Raw genomic sequence first — 18,103 nt, forward strand, 5'->3', positions numbered from 1 at the left:
AGGGAGCGCTGTGAAACTCCAGGTACTTCCGCTGGCCGTCACCATGATGGTGGGACCGCAGATCATCTCGGCGATCATCCTGGTGACCACCGGACGGGCCGTCCGGGTGTCCTGCGCCTTCCTCGCCGGGATCGCGGTGGCCGCGACCGCCGGAGTCTCCGCCGCGCTCGCCGTCTTCACGCTCATCGGCACCGCCGTCCCCCTCGGTGACCCCGGGGACCACGGCTCGGCGGGGTGGATCGTTCAAGGCGTCCTGGTGCTGCTCCTGGTCGCGGCGGCGGTGCGGGCCTACCTGCGGCGGGCGACGTCGGAGCCCCCGGCGTGGCTTCGGACACTCCTGGACGCGGGACCCGGTAGGGCGTTCGCCACCGGGCTCCTCGTGGTCCTGCTCATGCCGTCGGACGTCGTCGTCATGCTGACGGTGGGGGCGAACCTGGCGCAGCACGGTTCCGGTCCGGGGGCCGCCACCCCTTTCGTCCTGGCGACCGTTGCGGTGGCCGCCCTGCCGCTCCTCGCCCTCCTGCTCTTCCGGAGGCGCGCGCGGAAGGCCATGCCGGTCGTCCGCGAGTGGCTGAGCTCCCATAGCTGGGTGGTCACCATCACGACGTGCGCGGTGTTCGTACTGCTGATCATCTGACCGGTTCCGGCGTGCCCGCCGTGGCGTCGCCGGATCAGCGCAGGGCGTCGTCCGGGTGGCGGGGGCTGGTGCGGACCGTTGTGCGGAGGGTGTCGAGCCACGGGCCGACGGTGGCGCGTTCGGGGCCGGCCGCGTCGTCGATGGCGGCGATGAGGTCGATCGGCGTGCAAGCCCCGCCGGGTTCGTAGCGGGTGAGGACCGCGTCGGTCACCGTGAGGCGCCCGTTGCCGATTCCCGACCCGCCGCCGATCGTGTCGAGCGGCACCGTGCGCAGCTCGCGCACGATCAGGGCCAGCAGCCCGCGCACCGCGTCGTCCGGCCGTCGGATGTCCAGGGTCACCCGGGCGCGGCCCCCCGCGTGCACGTCGTCCGCGAAGAACCGGGTGTCGACCGCGTCCCCGAACAGGGCGTCGATGGTGACCCGTGCCGTGCGCTGCGTGGTGCCGCCGATGAGTTCGGCCGCCTCCCGCAACCGGATGCGCGACGACGACGGCCCGGCCCCGGGCCGCGACTCGCCGCCCCACCAGCGGACGTGCATGCGGCGCCCCGGGCTGTCCTCGGGCCACTCCCCCAGGGCGCGGTCGGCCTCCCCGGAGATGTCGCGGATCAGGCGCCGGCTCAGCCGCTTGAACAACGCGAACAGGGCGGTGTCACCGAGGGTCGGGCGCCACTGGACCGACCCGTCTCCGGCGACGCGGGGCCGCCGCAGGTGGGTGCGGTCGACCTCGCCCAGCGACTCGGGCGCCGGGGTGTCGCCGACCATGAGCAGCCCCGGCCGGTGGGTCGGGCGCCCGGCGGCGGGCGCCTCCGGCCCGCACGGCGCGTCCGGGCCGTCCGGGTGGCCGGGTTCGTCCAGGAAGGTGTGGGTGGGCCGTTCCGCGAGTTCGAGGGTGAGCGTGAGTTCGTCGCGGCTGCGCCGGTCGGCGCCGTGGTCGGCCACGGTGTCGTGGAAGCCCTCCCCCGCCGACGCCGCCAGCGCGGGGTCGGCGGCCAACCGGGCGGCGAGGAGGTCGCGCAGGCTGCGCGGCGCGGGCCGGTCGGCGGCCGCGCGGGCGACGGCGCGGCGGGCGCGGTCCCAGCGGTCCGCCCAGGTGGCGGCGTGCCAGTCGGCCCAGCCGTCCGGGGTGCGCAGGTCGTGGCGGCGGGCGTGCCAGGCGTCGGTGCGCACGGCACCGTATCCGCGCGCGGTGCGCGCACCCAGGGAGATGCCGGGGCCGTCGCCAGTGAGCCCTTCGGCGGCGAGCGCGGTGAGGGCGAGCAGCCGGCCTTCGTCGCCCCGGTCGGTGACGTGCAGGCGCAGGGTCACGGTGAAGCGGGTTCCGGCGGGCAGGATCTCCATCTGCCATTGGGCGCCGGGGACGGCGGCCCCGCTGCCGGGGTCGACCCGGTTGCCCGCGCGGACCGCGACCCCGGCCTCGTCGGGCAGGTCCGCGAACGCGTCGTCGATGTCGAGGGCGCTGCGGGTGACCCGCGCGGGGGCGGGGTCATCACCGCGCGGCGGCGCGGGTTCGCCGAAGAGGGCGGCGGCCGTGGCGGCGCCGCCGGGCCCGAGGCGGGCCGCCAGGTGGTGGCGGAGGAGCCCGGCCTGGGTGGTGGCGCGGAGCCGGGGGCGGCCGGTGGCGGGGTCGCGGTCGACCGGGTCGACGTCGGGGGCGGTGGGGCGGGGGGCGTCGTGGGCGGCCCCGATGTGGGTGTCACCGAGGAGGCACAGCCGGGCGGTGAACTCCCAGACGACCTCGGGGCCCGGCGCGGCCACCGCCGCGAACTCCGCCAGTTCCGCCTCCCACACCGCACCGTTCACACCCGCACCTCCCAGATCCGCCTCCGCCGTCCGTGTCCGCCCGCGCACCCCCCGGGCTGCCGTCCGGGGCCGCAGGGCGGTTCGGCCCGCGCGGGACGGGCGCGGAGCGCCGGACGCGCGGCCGATGATACGTTCCGCGCGCCGGTGGTGCCGGGCGCCGGGGCCGACCGTCGGGATCGGGCGGACTCCATCAACGCCCAGGACCGGCCGGCACGCGGCCGATGGGGAGCGCCGCCGCTTCCGGGGGCGCCGGGATCGGGTGCCCTGGCGGGCTCCGGTCTGCGGCGGGGCGCAGCGGGCACATCCGGGCGGACCCGCTGCGCCGCCACAGCCGCAGCGGGTCCGCTCCCGGACGCCCGCGCGGGGAGTTCCCGCGCGAGTATCTCGGCGTTCGGCACCGGTGGGCGATCCGTGCGGTCCGCGCTCACCGGCCCACCTCACCGGGGGGACCGTCGCCCTGGTTCTGCCCCGTGGCGCGGCGATTCCACCCGTGGAAGGCCACGCATCGCGGGGAATCCGGCCGTCGTCGGGGCGGCGGCACCAGAGCAAACGGAGAAACCGTACACGCTCCCGGCGTGCCCTCGATACACGGAGTGGTCGGAGCGGTACCGAGACGGGTCCGCACGCCGCCGCATCGAGTCGCCTGACGCGTTCCGGGCTCGCGGCCGCTTCCCCGGTGGGCACCGCCCCGAAGGCTCCAGGCCTTCGCGCGGCGGCCCCCCGAACAGCACCCGCCACGCCGCTCGGCCCGAACCGCCGACCGGCCCGCGCCCGCGCCGGTCAGCGTGCGAGCGCCGCCTTGTTCCCCCGCTGTGTCAGTCCGCCGGGCAGGCACAGTGCTCGCGAGCCCCTTCGCTGATCCGGACGCATCCGGACACCACACCTCAGGCGGCGTGCCGAGCGCCCACCCCGGGGTCACCGGGCGGCCTCGCGGTGCGGGGTGTCGGCCGCCGCGCCGGTCGCGGCCGACAGCCACGCGGTGACGAGGTGCAGGGCGAGCCGGGCGACGACGTCGGGGCGCACCCGCCACGCCGCCGTGGCGGCCGTGGGGCCGCCGCCCGCCGTCCAGGACAGGTCGACCGGGGTGAGGGCGGCGGCGAGGTCGGCGTCGTCGGGGCCGGCCAGCTCCCACCAGGCGGCGGGGTCGCGGGCGGCGTCGGTCAGCCAGCGCACCAGCGACACCTCACCGTCGCCATGGGGCACGGACGCCCCCTCGGCGGCCTGCCGCGCCGCACCGCCGAACGCGGTGTGCGGCGCGGCGGCGGGGTCGCCGTTGACGACGGCGGCCAGGCGGGCGAGCACCGTGCGCGGGGGCAGGCCGGGGGCGACGGCGACCTCGCGCAGCCGCCCCAGCAGAGCGGGCGACGGCAGGCGCAGGGACCGGCGCGCCAGCGCCCGTGCGTGCGCCCGAACGGGTTCGGCGGCCGCGCGGGCGAGGAGGGTGTCCTGGAGCCGGGCGACCGGCGAGGCGGCGGGGTCGGCGGCGGCCTCGGCGGCCACCCACGCGGGGTCGACCCAGGCGGGCGACCCGTCGGCGAGGGAGACGGGCCGGACCCGCTGGGCGGGCACCGCCGGACGGCCGGGCGCCGGGAACAGCCGCCCGGGGTCGGGGCGGTCGCCCGAGCAGGCGATGGGGGCGCGTTCGTCCGGCACGGCCGCGCCGGGCTCGGCCACGGGGACCAGGGCCGCCGCGCCGTGGCCGTCGGCGGCGCGCTGTCCCAGGGGGCGGGCCTCCACGGCGCGCAGCTCGGTCAGGTCGATGTCGCGCCGGGCGCGGAACCGCACCACGGACCCGGGAGCGGCCGCCCACCGCTCGGCCATGGGCCCCCGGTACATGCGGTGGTAGGCGCCGACGACCTCCTGGTGGACGTGGGCCCCGGTGATCTCGGCGGCGTCCGGTCCGAGGACGTCGGCGAGCAGCGCCGAGGCCGCGCCGGGCAGGGCGGCCGGGGCGGGGCGGCCCCGGTGGTCGACGAGCAGGGCGGGGGCGAGGACGAGCAGGTCGCGCTCCTCGCCTGCGCGCCAAGGGCGCCGCCCGGCGTCGACCCGGTCGGGGGTCAGGGGGTCCGCGGCGCCGAGGGCGGCCGTGACGCGGATGCCGCCGCCGTGGGCGCGGCTTCCGCCGGAGCCGAGGGACAGCAGGCCGTCGGCGGCGGCGAGGACCGTGAGGACGTCGGCGGCGAGGGCGCGGAGGCGGTCGGGGTCGGAGGCGCGGAGCTGCCAGCGGGCCTCGAAGACCTGCCCCGGTTCGAGGCTGGTGGTGAAGAAGGGCATGGCGTTGCGCCCGGCGTCGCCGCGCGCCACACCGAGGTACTGCTCGGTGCGGGTGAGCGGCACCGCGCGCGCCGAGAGGTCGGGGGTGACCAGGCCGCCGAGGATGCGGTAGGCGACCCCGGGCGTGCCGGGCGCGGCGACGAGGTCGGCGAGGCGGGTGGCGGTGCCGCCGGGCGGCACGTGGGTGTGCCAGGCGCGGGGCGCGGGCACGGTCATGGCCGCGCCGTCGGGGTCCTCCAGGCGCGGGAAGGCGGGGGCGAAGCGGAGGGTGTCGCCCCGGGCGATCCAGGAGTCGACCAGGTCGTCGCGCCGGGCGTGCCGCAGCGCGGCGGCGAGCATGCCGCGCTGGGCCCGGCCGGTGACGACCGGGTCGGTGGTGATGCGCAGCGGGTCGTAGCCGGAGCGCACGACGAGCGACTCGGTGAGCACGTAGCGCAGGGCGAGGTAGGCGTGGGCGGCTCTTCCGGGGCCTCCGGTCCGGTCGTCGGGTCGGGGAGCCGAGTTGGTCACACCGTCTCTTCTCGGACACCGCCGTGAACTGCGCGCACACCCGCCCAGGCGAGGGTGGCGGCGTGGGCGCGGCGCGCGTCGGTGTCGGCGGCGGGGGCGAGACGGACGTCGACGCGGCCCCGCCCCCGGCTGGCCTTGAGGCCGGCCTGGGTGAAGGCGAGCGCGGCGCGGGCCAGGCAGCGGAGTTCGCCGGGCTCGGGGGCGCGGGTCCAGCGCAGGGCGGCGGCCAGGCGCAGGCCGGGGTCGAGGACGCGGACCGTGCGCAGGCGGCCCTCGGCGGTGCCGCCGGCGATCTCGACGCCGCTCTCCAGGGAGGTGTAGGCGTCGGTGACGGCGCGGAGGAGGTCGGGGCCGTGGTCGGTGGCGGGGTCGGCGGCGCGCTGCTCCAGGGCCCAGGCGACGGCGGCGCGGACGGGTTCGGGCGGCAGGGCGTGGCCGATGCGCAGGATGCGGTCGGGGCCGTGGGCGCGGGCGGCGCCGAAGAGGGCGCGCGCGGCGGGCAGCAGGGCGGGCTCGGCGCGGACGGCGGTCACGGCGGCGTCCCGCAGCCGCGCGGCGACCCGGTGCCGGGGCAGGTAGGGCAGGCCGTGGGCGTCGGTGACGACATCGGCGTCGGCGGCGGTCCCGGCGGCACTGGCCCCGGCGAACAGCGCGGGAGCGGCGAGATCGATGACGAGGAACGCGGGAGCGGCGTCGGGCCGGGCGCCGGAATGGGCGTCGGAATCGCCGAAGGGCTGCTCCGCCGTCGCCACGTCGCCGCCGACAACCACGCCGCCCATGGCCTCGCCCGCTGCGCTCTTCCCCTGAGAGCCGCCTCCAGCGGACTCAACGCCCTCGCGACCGCCCCCGGCCGTCACACGGTCACCGTTCGCGGACGGCGGCGTGGTCATGGATTCGGCCTCCTCACGGCACGGAACACCGACGGGCCGATACACCCCGAACGCGCCACACCCGCCGATACCCCTCCCTCTCGGACGGACCACCTACCAAGCGGCGATCCGGGGAAGCTCAGTCTCCAACGGCTCCATCCCTCAGGGCACGTTAGGGGGCCATCCCCGTGTGCTCGGGGAGCACCTACCGGAGGCGGTGGCGGCGCCGGTGGGGTCGGGGCCATCCCGCGTGCGCGGGGAGCGCATAGTCCACGACGAGGAGCCAGCCACCGTGGAGTGACCATCCCCGCGTGTGCGGGGAGCAATTGGATGCGCGAATCTCACGGGAGTCGAAGGGGGACCATCCCTGCGCATGCGGGGAGCGTCGGAGGTGCACTGACGCCGGGCCATGTCGGCCGAGGCCATCCCTGCGTGCAGGGGGAGCAGGTCATGCGACTGGTCCGCCAGTACCAGGAATCGGGGCCATCCCTGCGTGCGCGGGGAGCAGCTCCTCGCCGTACCGCCTGCGGAGGGTGAGGAGGGACCATCCCTGCGTGCGCGGGGAGCAGGCCGCCCTCGGCGGGGCCCTGCTGGCCTATTCGGGGCCATCCCTGCGTGCGCGGGGAGCAGCTCGATCGCTTCGCGCAGATCAGCGGCAACCTGGGGCCATCCCTGCGTGCGCGGGGAGCAGGCGGCGCGGCGCCGGGCGCTCCGGCCACTGCGGGGGCCATCCCTGCGTGCGCGGGGAGCAGCCGTTCCGCCCGGTCGAGGTTCCGCACCCTGCGGGGGCCATCCCTGCGTGCGCGGGGAGCAGGCGACCTCTCCGGAACCGGTGCCGCCGCGCATGGGGCCATCCCTGCGTGCGCGGGGAGCAGCTGGATTCGTACAAGAAGGGTGACCGCATCCTGGGGCCATCCCTGCGTGCGCGGGGAGCAGGTCGGTGGTGACGTTGCCGACGACATAGACGAGGGGCCATCCCTGCGTGCGCGGGGAGCAGCATAAGGAGCGCCAGGGTCGGGCGGAAGTCGAGTGGGCCATCCCTGCGTGCGCGGGGAGCAGGTACCGATGACTGCCACACCAATTGAGGTGGAGGGGCCATCCCTGCGTGCGCGGGGAGCAGTCTTGTTGAGCTGGGGGCATACCGCGTGGTCGGGCCATTTTCGACCACTTGTGGTAGGGGCTTTCTGGGGACACGGTAGCGCGGCCCGTGTGGGGGCGGGGCTTCTTGGTTACTCGGGTGGGGGTGGCGGGGGGTCGGGGAGGGTGGGGTCGAGGTGGAGGTCGAGGAGGGGGAGGGCGTCGAGGAGGGCGGCCGGGGTGAGGGGCTCGGGAAGGTGGACGGGGACGCCCAGGTCGCGGCGGCGGGCGAGTTCGGGGCCCGGGTCGTGGCCGTCGTGCAGGAGCGGGCCGAGCCGGGACAGCAGCCACGACCGCTGCCCCGCCATGGCCGGGGCGCGCAGCCCGCGCGGCGCCCCCGGATCGAGGTAGTCGCGCAGGAACGCGTGCAGTTCGGCGCCGGTCATGGGCAGCGTGGTGCGGGCCGCCCCCGCGTCGCCGCGCGGTTCGCGCGCCTCCTCCAACCGGGCCAGCACCCGGGCCGGGTCGTCGAAGACGTGCGACCACGCCACCACGTGGTCGTCCAGCCGCTCGGCCGCCTCCTTGCGGTGCTCCTTGGCGCGGTCGCACAGCGCCGCGCAGATGTCGTACCCCACCGCCAGCGGGGCCCCCACCGGCTGCACGGCGATGCCGACCCCCGCCGACGGCACCCCCGTGACCACGCCGGTGGCGCCGACCCGGCGCCCCCACGGCTCCTCACCCGCCCGGGACGCCATGGCCGACCGGGGGTCGCCCGGGGCGATGGCGGCCGGGTCGGTGTCGAGCCAGGACAGCGCGAACCGGGTGACGCTCCACGCCAGGCGGGCGTCGCAGATGATCGTGAGGTCGTCGCCCGCGACCACGACCGGCCGCACCGGCACGTACACCGTGCCGCGCTCGGTACGCGGCCGCAACCGCCCGGCCCCGCCCGGCCCCGCGATGACCGGCTCGCCGCCGGGGCCGTCGGCGGTGATGGCGCACGCCACCGACCGGATGACGGCGCGCGCCAGCCCCTCGGTGAGCCGGGCGATGTCGGCCGAGACCCGCCGCATGGCGGCGACGACGTCGTCCCCCCGGTCGGAGCAGGCCTGGTGGTAGCGCTTGAGCAGGTCGCCCAGCCCGTTGAAGTCGAGGTGGATGACGGCCAGCCGGCTGATGTCGCCGATCTCGCGGCCCAGGTGGTCGACGTCGGTGGGCAGCTCCAGGTGGTCGAAGCCGAACGGCGGGTCGACACCGCGCAGCCACGCCCTGCTGTTGGCGTGGTGCCAGCGCCGGGCGCGCACCCGGGCGGCGACGACGTCGCGGGCCACGCGTTCGCGCACCGGGCCGCGGTCGCGGGTGTGGTCGAGCAGTTCGGCCGGCCGCCCGGTGACGTCGCACACCGCCGTGACCCCGAGCCCCAGCACCGGCAGGTGGGCGGCGGTGAGCCGGGAGCGGGCCTCCTGGAGGGCGACGGGCAGCAGCCGCAGCGCCTCGGCCTGGGTGGCGGGCGCGCCGGGCCCGCCGTAGGGGACGTGGGCGACGACGGGGGTGAGCCGGTCGGAGAGGTCGCGCAGCCGCCGGGTGTAGCGGCCGGTGAACGCGCGGGCGCGCGCCGCGGCGTCGGCCGGGTCGGGCGCGGTGAAGGCGACGTAGAGGGCGCCCCCCGCGTCGCGCAGCACCCGGTGGCCGCCCGGGGCGGTGGTGTGGAGCAGGTCGCGCAGGTGCGGCCGCGCGGTGTCGGTGAGGTCGGCGACGAGGGTGGCGCGGCCGATGGCGTCGAGCAGCCGCCGCCCCTCGAACACGAAGCGCTGGATGCCGGCGAGGTCGACGCCGACGAGCACCCCCCGGTCGGCGGGCGGCGCGGCGGGGGGTCCCGGGGTCATCGCGCCCCCGTCCGGGCGGCCCCTCCCCCGCTGCCGGGGGTGGCGCCCCAACGGGGTGCGGGCGCGGCGGCGATCGAGGTCATGGGGCGGGTCTCCCGGGGTCAGAGCCGGAGCGCGGTGACGTGTGCGGCGAGGTCGCGGCGGAACGCGGGGGTTCCCGGTTCGGCGGATACCACTCTCGGACGCCGGGTGTCCTCGTGCCCGGTGATCTCCTCGGCGGGCGCCCCGGTGCCGGGGTGCCCGCGCGTTCCGTCGCGCCACCAGGCGTACCAGTCGATGAGGTCGAGCGCGCGGGCGGGGTCGCCGTCGCCGGGGCGGTGCAGGGCGAGGGTGAGCCCGGCCATGCCGCAGCGGACGTTGAGCAGGGTGGCGGCGGCGAACACGTCGTGCGCCCACCCGCCGGCGCCCACGTCCTGCTCGCGGTGGACTCCGTCGGTGGTGAAGTGGCGCAGCCGGCGCCGCCGGGGCGCGCTGAGGCCGAGGGCGCGGTCGGCGACGGTGAGGATGACGGTGGGCCGCTGCGGCGCGGAGTACTGCGGCAGCGGGGGCGCGTCGGCGGTGACGGTGCGGTCGACCCAGGCGGCGACGTCGTGCCCGCCGGTCAGCTCGGCGACCTGGGCGGTCGCGGCGTCGAGGAGGCCGGCGTCGACCTGGCGCGCGGCGACGGGGGCGAGCGCGTCGGCGACCGGGCCGGTGAGCAGCCGGTAGCCGCGCAGCACGATGGGCCAGTCGACGGCGGCCGGCCCGTGGCTGCCGACGACCCCGTGCGTGTGGCAGGAGACCCGCCGGGTGAGGGGCGACACGAAGGTGACGCAGCCGCCGCGTTCGTGCGCGGCGAGGGCCAGGCCGACGCTCATGGCCTTGGTGCCGGTGGTGGTGTCGGCGATGACGGGGGTGCCGCCGCCGTACTGGTCGATCTTGGCGCGGGCGCGGGCGGCGACCTCGGCGGCGTCGGCGCCGTCGACGGCGGCGTCGGCGAACTTGACCCGGTCGGGCAGGCCGTCGCGGCGCAGCCGGGACGCGAGGCGGCGGCGGGGGGTGGCGCGGTAGGCGTCGGGGTCCTCGGCGGCGAAGAGGGCGCGGCGCACGGCGAGGTCGAGGGCGCCGATCTCCTTCTCGCTCTGCCGGGTGAAGAGCATCACGGTGCGGGCGGGCCGGCAGGCGCGGGCGGCGGCCAGGACGGACAGCCGGCTGCCGCCGAGGCCGAGCAGGAGCAGCGGCGCCGCGTCGGGCCCGGGGTGGCCGCCGGGTGCGGGGCCGCCGCCGGGCCCCGGGGCGGGGACGGGGGGCGGGGGCGGGCCGGCGGGTGCCCCGCGCCGGGCGGAGGCGGCGGGGAAGAACCCCTGCACGAGGTGCTCGGCGGTGGGGAAGTCGCGGTCGAGCTCGGTGAGGGCGCGGACGTGCAGGGGCGCCCCGCTGAGTTCGGGGTCGTAGGCGGCGAGCTGCTCGATGGAGCACTCCCCCTTGTCGCCGTCGTGCACGAACAGCACGCGGGCGGCGCCGCCGAAGGCGCGCTGCGCCTTGGTGAGGGTCCACCCGGCGGCGTCGGGGATGTGGCTGGGGTCGGTCTTGACCTCGACGCACAGGACGCGGTGCCGGTAGCGGACGATCAGGTCGAAGTCGCCGATGGACTCCCGGGGTGAGCGGGGGTCGGGCATGATCCGGTTGCCGGCGACCTCGGTCCCGGGGACGCCGCGCAGGCGGCGGCGGAACAGGTCCAGGACGCGGGCCTCGGCGAGGTCGCCCGGCCCCAGGTCGACCGGGCGGCCGCGCAGCCACGCCCGCTGGTCGGCGAGGCGGTCGCCGGGGCGCAGGGTGATGCCGTGCAGGCGGGCCAGGGCGTCGATGGTGAGGGCTCCGCTGTCGATGCCCCCGGGGTGGTGGGAGCCGTCGGTGCGGCGGAGGGTCTCGGAGGTCGCGTCGAGGTAGCTGCGCCAGTCGTGCCGGTCGGGGAAGCGGCGCAGGTGGCGCAGGACGGCGTGCACGCTCATGACCTTGGTGCCGCCGGTGTAGCAGAGCCGCCAGGGGTCGGCGAGGGCCGGCACCAGCGCGTCGAAGCCGCGGCCGACCGCGGCGAAGTCGTAGGCATCGCGGCCGATGTCGAACAGCAGGGTCTCGCGGATGCGCGGGCACAGGTCGCGGGCGGTGGCGGCGATGTCGGCGGCGCGCCGGGCGGTGTCGCCGGTGTGCACGACGACGAGGCGGCGCGGCGCGAAGGTCAGCGCCGACAGCAGCGCCGGGGTGGGGCTGGTGCCGGCGAGGGCGACGAGGGTCGCGGGGGCGTCCGGTGCCCCGGGGTCGGGGGCGCGGGCCGGGTCCATGGGTCGATCTCGCACCTTCCTTGTCTAACGGGTATCCGGCCGTGCAGGTAGGGATTCCCGCAAATCGCGTGAACCGCCTCTTTTCACCCCCGTGTCCGAGAGAAGTCAACTAGCTAGGTGATCATCTTCTCGAACCATGACAAAACACGCATAACACTGCACGGACGGACGAACGACCTCACCGGTGATCGTCGCCGGGGTCCCCACCCCCGCTGACCGCCGCCGAGAGGAGCCACGTTGACCACAGCCACCCCGCCGGGCGCCCCCGGGCCCCCGGCACGACCCCCGAACCCGCGCCGCTCCCCCGCTGCGCGCCCCCCATCCGACGATGACCCCGCCCCGCGGACCCGGCAGACGGGATAGCCGCGACCACCGCACGACTCGCGCGTCGATCAGGGAACACCCCCACCCGGCAGACGGGATAGAGCGACCACGCCGAGCGCGGCCCTGGGACATCGTCGTCACCACCTCCCGGTCGACGGGATAACAACGCCAGTTGTTGACGGCCGCTCCGTCCAGGGTCGGTCCTCCCGGCAGACGGAATTCCTCAACACCTGGCTCTCCAGCGCACGGGTCCGCCCAGCCCGCCCCCGGCAGACGGAATGGCACCCGCCGGGTATCCGGCCTTGGGTTGCGGCGGCCGCGGGCGCCTCCGGTCCGGGGGCATGGCCGCCCCCGGACCGGAGGCGCCCGTTCCGCATGCCCGCACCCCCTCAGGTGCCGTTGCGGCGGCCCAGGGCCTTGCAGCCCAGGATGGTGCCGTCCGACGAGCGCACCAGGTCGGTCGGGACGAGCAGGTCGCGGCGCTCCGGATGCGCCAGCGCGACCGTCGCCGACACGATGTACCAGATGCCCCGGGCGGGGTCGGGCAGCAGCGCCCGGCCGTAGTCCTCGGACACCACGGGGATGCCCTCGATACGGCCGATCTCGCAGCGGTCGACGGCGACCCGCACGGGTTTGGTCGCGGCCGGGCAACGGACGAGGATCCGGTCGTTGGCGTCGAAGATGGTCACTTCGTGCGGTGTCAGGTTGACCAGCGGAACTCGCATACTTCCCTCTCACATCCCGAGCCGACCGGGCGGGCCGCCGAACCCGGCATGCAGCGCGGCGTCACCCGCGGCGTCCGGAGTCAGTCGAACAGCAGCCCGTCGAATTCCTGTTCCTGATGTTCCGCGTACACCGGACGCGGAGGCCGGGGCCGCCGGCGGTCCCGGGTGGGCGGTCGACGCCGACCGGCGGCCACGTCGTGGGAGGTGTGGAGGGTGTCCACCCGCAGCGCGCCGAAGCCCTGCGCGGTGTACTTGCCCACACCGGTGAGTTCGACCAGTTCCAGCAGGGCCCCGAAGTCGGCCATGTGCCGCACGTCGGACCCGTGCGGCAGGCTCAGCCGCAGCCCGCCCTCCCAGCCGGGCACCGTGCGCCCGGCCGGGCCGGGGTGCTCGGCCGCGCGGATGGGCGCCGCGGAGTCGGACCCGCGCCGCAGCCGGGTGGTGACCTCGTCGATGCGGCGCAGCCAGGGCTCGGCGACCTCGCGCGGCGCGAACCGCGCCACCGCGCCCACCGCCCCGCTGCCGCCCAGCCCGCCGGTCGGCGAGCGGTGCACCGCCCCGAACAGCAGGCGGGGGCCGGGCCACGCCTGGAAGCCGTCCTCGCCGTCGGCGCCGCGGACCAGCGACACCACCGGGCTGACCGTGTGCAGTTCGGCGCTCATCGGGGTACGCACCGGCATCCCCAGGATGTCGGCGTAACCGCGGGCGTGCACCGAGGTGACCGACAGCGGCTCGAACAGGTGGTCGCCCACCCGCTGCACGCGGCCGACCAGGTCGGCGGGGTCGGTGAGGGGCGGGACCGCATCGTCCAGCCAGGTCAGCGACCACACCCACAGCCGGTCGGCGATGGGCTGCGGCCACCCGTTCATGGCCCACTTCTTGGCCGCGCCGTGCTCGGCGTCCGGCTGCGGCCACCACGAGTTGAGCAGCCCGTGGCAGTCGACAGCGCGCACGGGCCGGGCGGCGTCGGCGTGATCACGCAGCACCAGCGTCCAGCGTCGTGGCATCGTCACTCTCCCTCGTCGAGCGTCTCGACCTCGCGGGTGGACCCGGCGGATTCCGGTCCGGAGCACCCATAGCTCTCGGACAGGATCGGACGGCGCGGGCGCCGCCGTCCGAGAAGGGTCAGCACGCAACTCCCGATACGACAACGGGGCGCCGGACCACCGACCGCCCCGCGCAGGACGGAGCGCCCACGCCCATGAGTCCCGGTGACGACCACCCGGAGCCGCCGCCCGGCGACGTCTCCCCGCCGGCGCAGCGGGCCTGGTTGGACGCCTACGTCGACCACCGGCTCGCCGAGCTCGACCGGGAACTGGCCGACGACGGCGGACCGCCGCCCGACGACCCGCCGCCGGAGCCGCCGCCGGCCCCGCGCATCCCGGCCCACGACCTCGCCCGGCACCTGGCCGAACTGGCCGCACGGTACCGGCGCCGTTCGGCGTAGCCGACGCGCCTTGACGCGCCCTCGACCCGCGCTTTACCTTTGAAGGTGACCGCGCGCGTCACCATGGCGGCATCCCGGTGCCAGCCGGCGTGGGTGTGTCACGAGCACCGCCGTCCTTCTTCTATGCACTTTCCCGGAGGAGCTGGGGAAGAGCCTCAGCCCCGTGCCCCGGGGAGAAGAAGGATCTTGAGCACGCGTTGCCTGTTCTCGGACCTTTTCGGTTCGACCGCGTTCCTGCACGCGCTCACCCGCGCCTTCGGGTGCGGCCGCTGCGAGACCGGCGCGCACCGCCACGCGCCGCAGACCATGCAGTCGTGCGAGCGCCACGCCGCGCAGTTCGACTCCGCCGTCACCCTGCTCAGCGAGCACTGCACCTGCCCCGAGCACGCCGGCTCCCCCGGCACCAAGATCGCCGGCCGCATGGCCGACGCCGCCGCGGCGCTGGCCGCCGACTCCGCCGCCTCCGCCGAGGTCCGCCGCCTGGCGTTCGCGCTGCGCGACACCGAGACCGACCGCGCGTTCGCCCGGCTGCGCCTGGTCTACCCGCAGTGGTCCGGCCGCACCCTGCGCTGCGCGTTCTCCGAGCGGCCGCGCCGCTGGGCGCGCCAGCAGTCGGTGGCGGCCGCGATCGCGCCGACCGTGCTGGAGCAGGAGGCGCTCGCCGCGCTGGTCCTGGCCGCCGGGTTCGGCCACCCCGCCGTCGACCTGCCCGACGAGCAGCCCGACGACTCCGCCGACGCCGTCGTCGCCGGCCACGTCCCCGACCACGGGTTCACCCAGGAGTCGGGCGCGGTGCCGGTGGCCGACCGCACGGGCCGGGCCGTGGTGTCGCTGCGCGAGCGCCCGCTGGTGTCGGTGCCCACCGGCGACTACCTGCTGCGCAAGCTGGCCGACCTCGCCGCCGGGGTCGACCCGGCGCGGGCCCGCACCGCCGACGAGCGCCGCCGGGTCGGCCTGGCGGGCGAACTCCAGGGGGTGGGCCCCGAGGACCTCGCCCGGCTGCTCACCGGCGTGCTGCGCCGCCTGGCCGAGCGCATGCCCGAGCACTTCGAGCTGCTGGAGCGCGCCCGGGGCCGCGCCCGCAGCGCCCCCTACCGCCCCGTGGCCGACCCCGGGCGCGCCGCCGCCCCGCCCGCCTCGCCCGAGACCGCCCGCCCCGCGCCGGTGCCCGAGTCCGACCTCGCCTGGCTGCGGTGGACGGCCTGGACCCTGGTCACCCAGGCCCGCCGCAACCCCGTGTACTACGCCGCCAACCCGGTGGCGGCCCTCGACCGGTTCCTCGACGCGCACCTCAAGGCCCGCTCGTGGGCGGTCCCGGCCGCCTGGGCCGCGGCGCTGGACGACGACGACGCCCGCGCCGACCTGCTCGACACGCTGGTCGACGTGGTGGCCGACGCCGAGTGAGCCCGCCCCGCGGGGCGGGCCCGGCGCAGGCGGGGCGGGCTAGCTGGCGCCGATGCCGGTCAGCGAGCGCACGCGGAGTTCGCGGTACCGGACGGGGTCGCGTTCGCGCGACAGCAGGGTGCCCAGCACCGCGCAGGCGAACCCGAACGGGATGGCCACCAGGCCCGGGTTCTCCAGCGGGAACACCTGGATGTCGATCCAGGGCGGCAGCAGTGACAGGTTCTCGCCGGTCACCGGGTCGCTCTTGCCCGACATCACCGGCGACAGCAGGACCAGCAGCAGCGACGCCCCCAGCCCGCCGTACACGCCCCACTCGACGCCGGCGGTGTTGAACCGGCGCCAGAACAGCGTCAGCACGATCACCGGGAGGTTGGCGGCCGCCGCGATGGCGAACGCCAGCCCCACGAGGAAGGCGACGTTGAGGTTCTGCGCGCGCACCGCCAGCACGATGGCGGCGCCGCCCACGACGAGCGCCGAGAACCGGGCGACCCCCACCTCCTGGGACTCCTTGGCCCGGCCCCACATGAGGATGTGGCCGAAGAAGTCGTGCGCGATCGAGGTCGAGGAGGCGAGGGTGAGGCTGGCGATCACGGCCAGGATGGTGGCCAACGCCACCGCCGAGATCAGCGCCAGCAGCACCGCCCCGCCCACCGGGCCACCCAGCCGGGTGCCGATCTCCTGGGCGAGCTGCGGCACCGCGGTGTTGCCCGCGGGGTCCTGGGCGGCGATGCGGCCGGGGCCCACCAGGGCCGCCGCGCCGAACCCCAGCGCCAGCGTCATCAGGTAGAAGGCGCCCACGTAGAGGATGGTGCGCTGCGCCGAGGAGCGGGCGGCGCGGCCGTCGGGCACGGTGTAGAAGCGGGTGAGCACGTGCGGGAGTGCCGCCGTGCCCAGCACCAGCGCCAGTCCCAGGCTGAACAGGTCGAGCTTGTTGACCAGGGTCTGCGCGGGGTCGCCCGGCACCTCGACGCCGAACCGCAGCCCGGGTTCGAGGAACGCGCGCCCCTCGCCGCTGGCGTCGGCGGCGGCCCGCAGCAGCGCCCCGGCGTCGAACCCGAACAGCGCCAGCACGGCGACCGACAGCAGCGCCGTGCCCCCGAGCAGCAGGAACGCCTTGATGATCTGCAGCCAGGTGGCGGCCTTCATGCCGCCGTACATCACGTAGCAGATCATCAGCACGCCGACGAGGACGATGGCGCCGGTGCGCGCCTGGCCGGGGGCCAGGCCGAACGGCGCGCCGCCGTCGCCCACGCCCAGCAGCAGGGTGACCAGGGCGCCCGCGCCCACCATCTGCGCCAGCAGGTAGAACACCGACACGGTGACGGTGGCCGTGGTGCACGCGAGGCGGACGCGCATGCGGCGCATGCGGAACCCGGGGACGTCGGCCATGGTGAAGCGGCCGGTGTTGCGCAGCAGTTGGGCGAGCGGCAGGACGAGCAGCCAGGCGACGAGGAACCCGATGGAGTAGAGGAACCCGTCGTAGCCCTGGAGGGCGATCATGCCCGCGATGCCGAGGAAGGACGCGGCGGACAGGTAGTCGCCGGTGAGCGCCATGCCGTTCTGCGCCCCGCTGAAGGAACGCCCGCCGGCGTAGAAGTCGACGGCCCCCCGGGTGGAGCGGTGGGCGCGCACGGTGACGACGAGGGTGGCGGCGATGAGCAGCGCGCACAGGCCGAGCGTCCACAGGTGCACGCTGCCCGACCCGGCGGCGGCCGCTGCGGCGCTCACCGCCGACCACCGTCGGTGGCGACGGGGGTGTCGGGGGCGCCGGCCGCGGCGCGGATGTCGGCCGCGAGCGGGTCGACGCGGCGGGCGGCGTAAGCGGTGAACGCCCACGCGAGAACGAATGTCGACGCGAACTGCCCGATTCCAAACAGAAGGGCGACATTCACCGATCCGACCACCTGGCGCGCCATGAACGCGCGCTCGTAGGCGGAGAGGAAGAGATAGGCGAAATACCAGCCGAGAACGGCGGTGGTGAGGAGGACGGTCTGGACGAGGAATCGGCGGCGCAGCCGTGCGAACCGCGGATCGGCGGCGGCGCGTTCGGCCGGCGTGGCCGGCGTGGCCGGTCCCGCGATGCGGACGCGCCGGTCATGGACGGTGTACGGCCCCGCCGCGCCGGGTGCGGCCGGCACCGGCGCGGCCACGCCTTCGAGATGGTCGACCACGGTTCTCCCCCAAAAGAACGCTCGACGGAGGCGCGCGTTCGGGCGCGCGTCCGGAAAAGACTCCCCCCGCCGCGGAATCCGCGCCGTGAATCCGGCGGCGGGCGGCGAACGGCCCCGAGGGCGGCGGGAAGGAAACTCCGCCGTCACCGTCCGAGGGCCGTGGGGAAACACCATATCCGCGCTGGTGGCCGCGTGTTCGCGGAATGCGGATATCGGCCGCCCTTTTCCGGTGCGGGCGGGGCGGCGGCCGCACGCCGGGCGGCGCGGATCGGGTGGAACCGGGCGGGCGGGTGCGGTATCAAAGCCTGCATGAACGAACTCTCCTGCCCCAAATGCCCCGGCTCGCTGTCCCGGCGGGTCCTGGTCGGCGTCACCGTCGACCAGTGCGAGAAGTGCAAGGGCATCTTCCTCGACCGCGGTGAACTGGAGGACCTGCTGGAGGCCGAGCACCGGTGGAGCCGCGGCCACGAGGCCGAATACACCGGGGGCCGCCGGCGCCGCGCCGAGGCGGCCGTCGACCTCGACGAGGACGACCGCGGCGACTACCACGGCGAGCGCCGCCGGCGGCAGTCGAGCTTCCTGGACGAGATCTTCGACTGAGCGTCCGGACGGCGGCGGAACACGCGGCGGGCCCGCGCCCGCACCCGGGAGGGTGCGGAC

Annotated in this window: 13 protein-coding genes and 1 CRISPR repeat array; of the genes, 4 read left to right on the top strand and 9 right to left on the bottom strand. The window is 76.5% G+C overall.

Annotation, left to right across the window (positions count from 1 at the left end; genetic code table 11):
- Positions 1 to 10 precede the first annotated feature (10 nt).
- Positions 11 to 637, top strand: a complete 627-nt coding sequence (locus NT8_RS12965) for a GAP family protein (RefSeq protein ID WP_067968312.1) — start codon at positions 11 to 13, stop codon at positions 635 to 637.
- A gap of 34 nt (positions 638 to 671) precedes the next feature.
- Here NT8_RS12965 and NT8_RS12970 read toward each other — a convergent pair whose 3' ends face one another.
- From NT8_RS12970 to NT8_RS13000, 7 genes are all read right to left on the bottom strand, one after another.
- Positions 672 to 2,438 carry an RAMP superfamily CRISPR-associated protein gene (locus NT8_RS12970; protein ID WP_169805214.1) on the bottom strand — a complete coding sequence of 589 codons (1,767 nt, stop codon included), beginning with the start codon at positions 2,436 to 2,438 and terminating at the stop codon, positions 672 to 674.
- Positions 2,439 to 3,353: 915 nt separating this feature from the next.
- Positions 3,354 to 5,222, bottom strand: coding sequence for a hypothetical protein (locus NT8_RS12975; protein ID WP_067968316.1), 1,869 nt, complete (start codon positions 5,220 to 5,222; stop codon positions 3,354 to 3,356).
- The gene (locus tag NT8_RS12980) at positions 5,219 to 6,001 is read right to left on the bottom strand and encodes a hypothetical protein (RefSeq protein ID WP_245646159.1); all 783 of its coding nucleotides are present in this window, start codon (positions 5,999 to 6,001) and stop codon (positions 5,219 to 5,221) included. The genes NT8_RS12975 and NT8_RS12980 overlap by 4 nt, the downstream gene beginning before the upstream one ends.
- Positions 6,002 to 6,509: 508 nt before the next feature.
- A CRISPR array of direct repeats spans positions 6,510 to 7,211; the repeat unit is 29 nt; unit sequence GGGGCCATCCCTGCGTGCGCGGGGAGCAG.
- A 109-nt stretch (positions 7,212 to 7,320) separates the two neighbouring features.
- Positions 7,321 to 9,051 (bottom strand): hypothetical protein, encoded by a 1,731-nt coding sequence (locus NT8_RS12985; protein ID WP_067968318.1) that lies wholly within the window; start codon positions 9,049 to 9,051, stop codon positions 7,321 to 7,323.
- A gap of 101 nt (positions 9,052 to 9,152) precedes the next feature.
- Complete coding sequence (locus NT8_RS12990) at positions 9,153 to 11,387, bottom strand: PDDEXK family nuclease (RefSeq protein WP_157515750.1); 2,235 nt, start codon at positions 11,385 to 11,387, stop codon at positions 9,153 to 9,155.
- Positions 11,388 to 12,085: 698 nt separating this feature from the next.
- Positions 12,086 to 12,421: a hypothetical protein gene (locus NT8_RS12995; RefSeq protein ID WP_067968323.1), complete on the bottom strand. Its 336-nt coding sequence runs from the start codon at positions 12,419 to 12,421 to the stop codon at positions 12,086 to 12,088.
- A gap of 80 nt (positions 12,422 to 12,501) precedes the next feature.
- Positions 12,502 to 13,428, bottom strand: a complete 927-nt coding sequence (locus tag NT8_RS13000; RefSeq protein WP_157515752.1) for a CRISPR system precrRNA processing endoribonuclease RAMP protein Cas6 — start codon at positions 13,426 to 13,428, stop codon at positions 12,502 to 12,504.
- A 194-nt stretch (positions 13,429 to 13,622) separates the two neighbouring features.
- Between NT8_RS13000 and NT8_RS13005 the strand changes: the two genes are divergently transcribed.
- Both NT8_RS13005 and NT8_RS13010 read left to right on the top strand, forming a co-directional pair.
- On the top strand, positions 13,623 to 13,868 hold the full coding sequence (locus NT8_RS13005) for a hypothetical protein (protein WP_067968328.1): 246 nt from the start codon (positions 13,623 to 13,625) through the stop codon (positions 13,866 to 13,868).
- Between the two features lie 186 nt (positions 13,869 to 14,054).
- Entirely contained in the window at positions 14,055 to 15,272 is a 1,218-nt protein-coding gene (locus NT8_RS13010; protein WP_067968332.1) for a hypothetical protein, read from the top strand.
- Positions 15,273 to 15,311: 39 nt separating this feature from the next.
- On the opposite strand, the gene NT8_RS13015 is transcribed toward NT8_RS13010, so the two are convergent.
- Positions 15,312 to 17,000: a solute symporter family protein gene (locus tag NT8_RS13015; protein WP_067968336.1), complete on the bottom strand. Its 1,689-nt coding sequence runs from the start codon at positions 16,998 to 17,000 to the stop codon at positions 15,312 to 15,314.
- Complete coding sequence (locus NT8_RS28620) at positions 16,997 to 17,443, bottom strand: DUF485 domain-containing protein (protein ID WP_245646160.1); 447 nt, start codon at positions 17,441 to 17,443, stop codon at positions 16,997 to 16,999. The genes NT8_RS13015 and NT8_RS28620 overlap by 4 nt, the downstream gene beginning before the upstream one ends.
- Positions 17,444 to 17,752: 309 nt before the next feature.
- On the opposite strand from NT8_RS28620, the gene NT8_RS29335 reads away from it, so the two are divergent.
- Entirely contained in the window at positions 17,753 to 18,043 is a 291-nt protein-coding gene (locus tag NT8_RS29335) for a TFIIB-type zinc ribbon-containing protein (RefSeq protein WP_067968338.1), read from the top strand.
- Positions 18,044 to 18,103: the final 60 nt, after the last annotated feature.

This window comes from Nocardiopsis trehalosi NBRC 14201 (assembly GCF_001552555.1).
Taxonomy (GTDB): Bacteria; Actinomycetota; Actinomycetes; order Streptosporangiales; family Streptosporangiaceae; genus Nocardiopsis_B; species Nocardiopsis_B trehalosi.

What these genes read in the sequence shown, in the direction of transcription:
- NT8_RS12980 (WP_245646159.1), bottom strand. Translation starts at nt 6,001, where the DNA reads ATGGGCGGCGTGGTTGTCGGCGGCGACGTGGCGACGGCGGAGCAGCCC.
- NT8_RS12985 (WP_067968318.1), bottom strand. Translation starts at nt 9,051, where the DNA reads ATGACCCCGGGACCCCCCGCCGCGCCGCCCGCCGACCGGGGGGTGCTC.
- NT8_RS12995 (WP_067968323.1), bottom strand. Translation starts at nt 12,421, where the DNA reads ATGCGAGTTCCGCTGGTCAACCTGACACCGCACGAAGTGACCATCTTC.
- NT8_RS13000 (WP_157515752.1), bottom strand. Translation starts at nt 13,428, where the DNA reads ATGCCACGACGCTGGACGCTGGTGCTGCGTGATCACGCCGACGCCGCC.
- NT8_RS13005 (WP_067968328.1), top strand. Translation starts at nt 13,623, where the DNA reads ATGAGTCCCGGTGACGACCACCCGGAGCCGCCGCCCGGCGACGTCTCC.
- NT8_RS29335 (WP_067968338.1), top strand. Translation starts at nt 17,753, where the DNA reads ATGAACGAACTCTCCTGCCCCAAATGCCCCGGCTCGCTGTCCCGGCGG.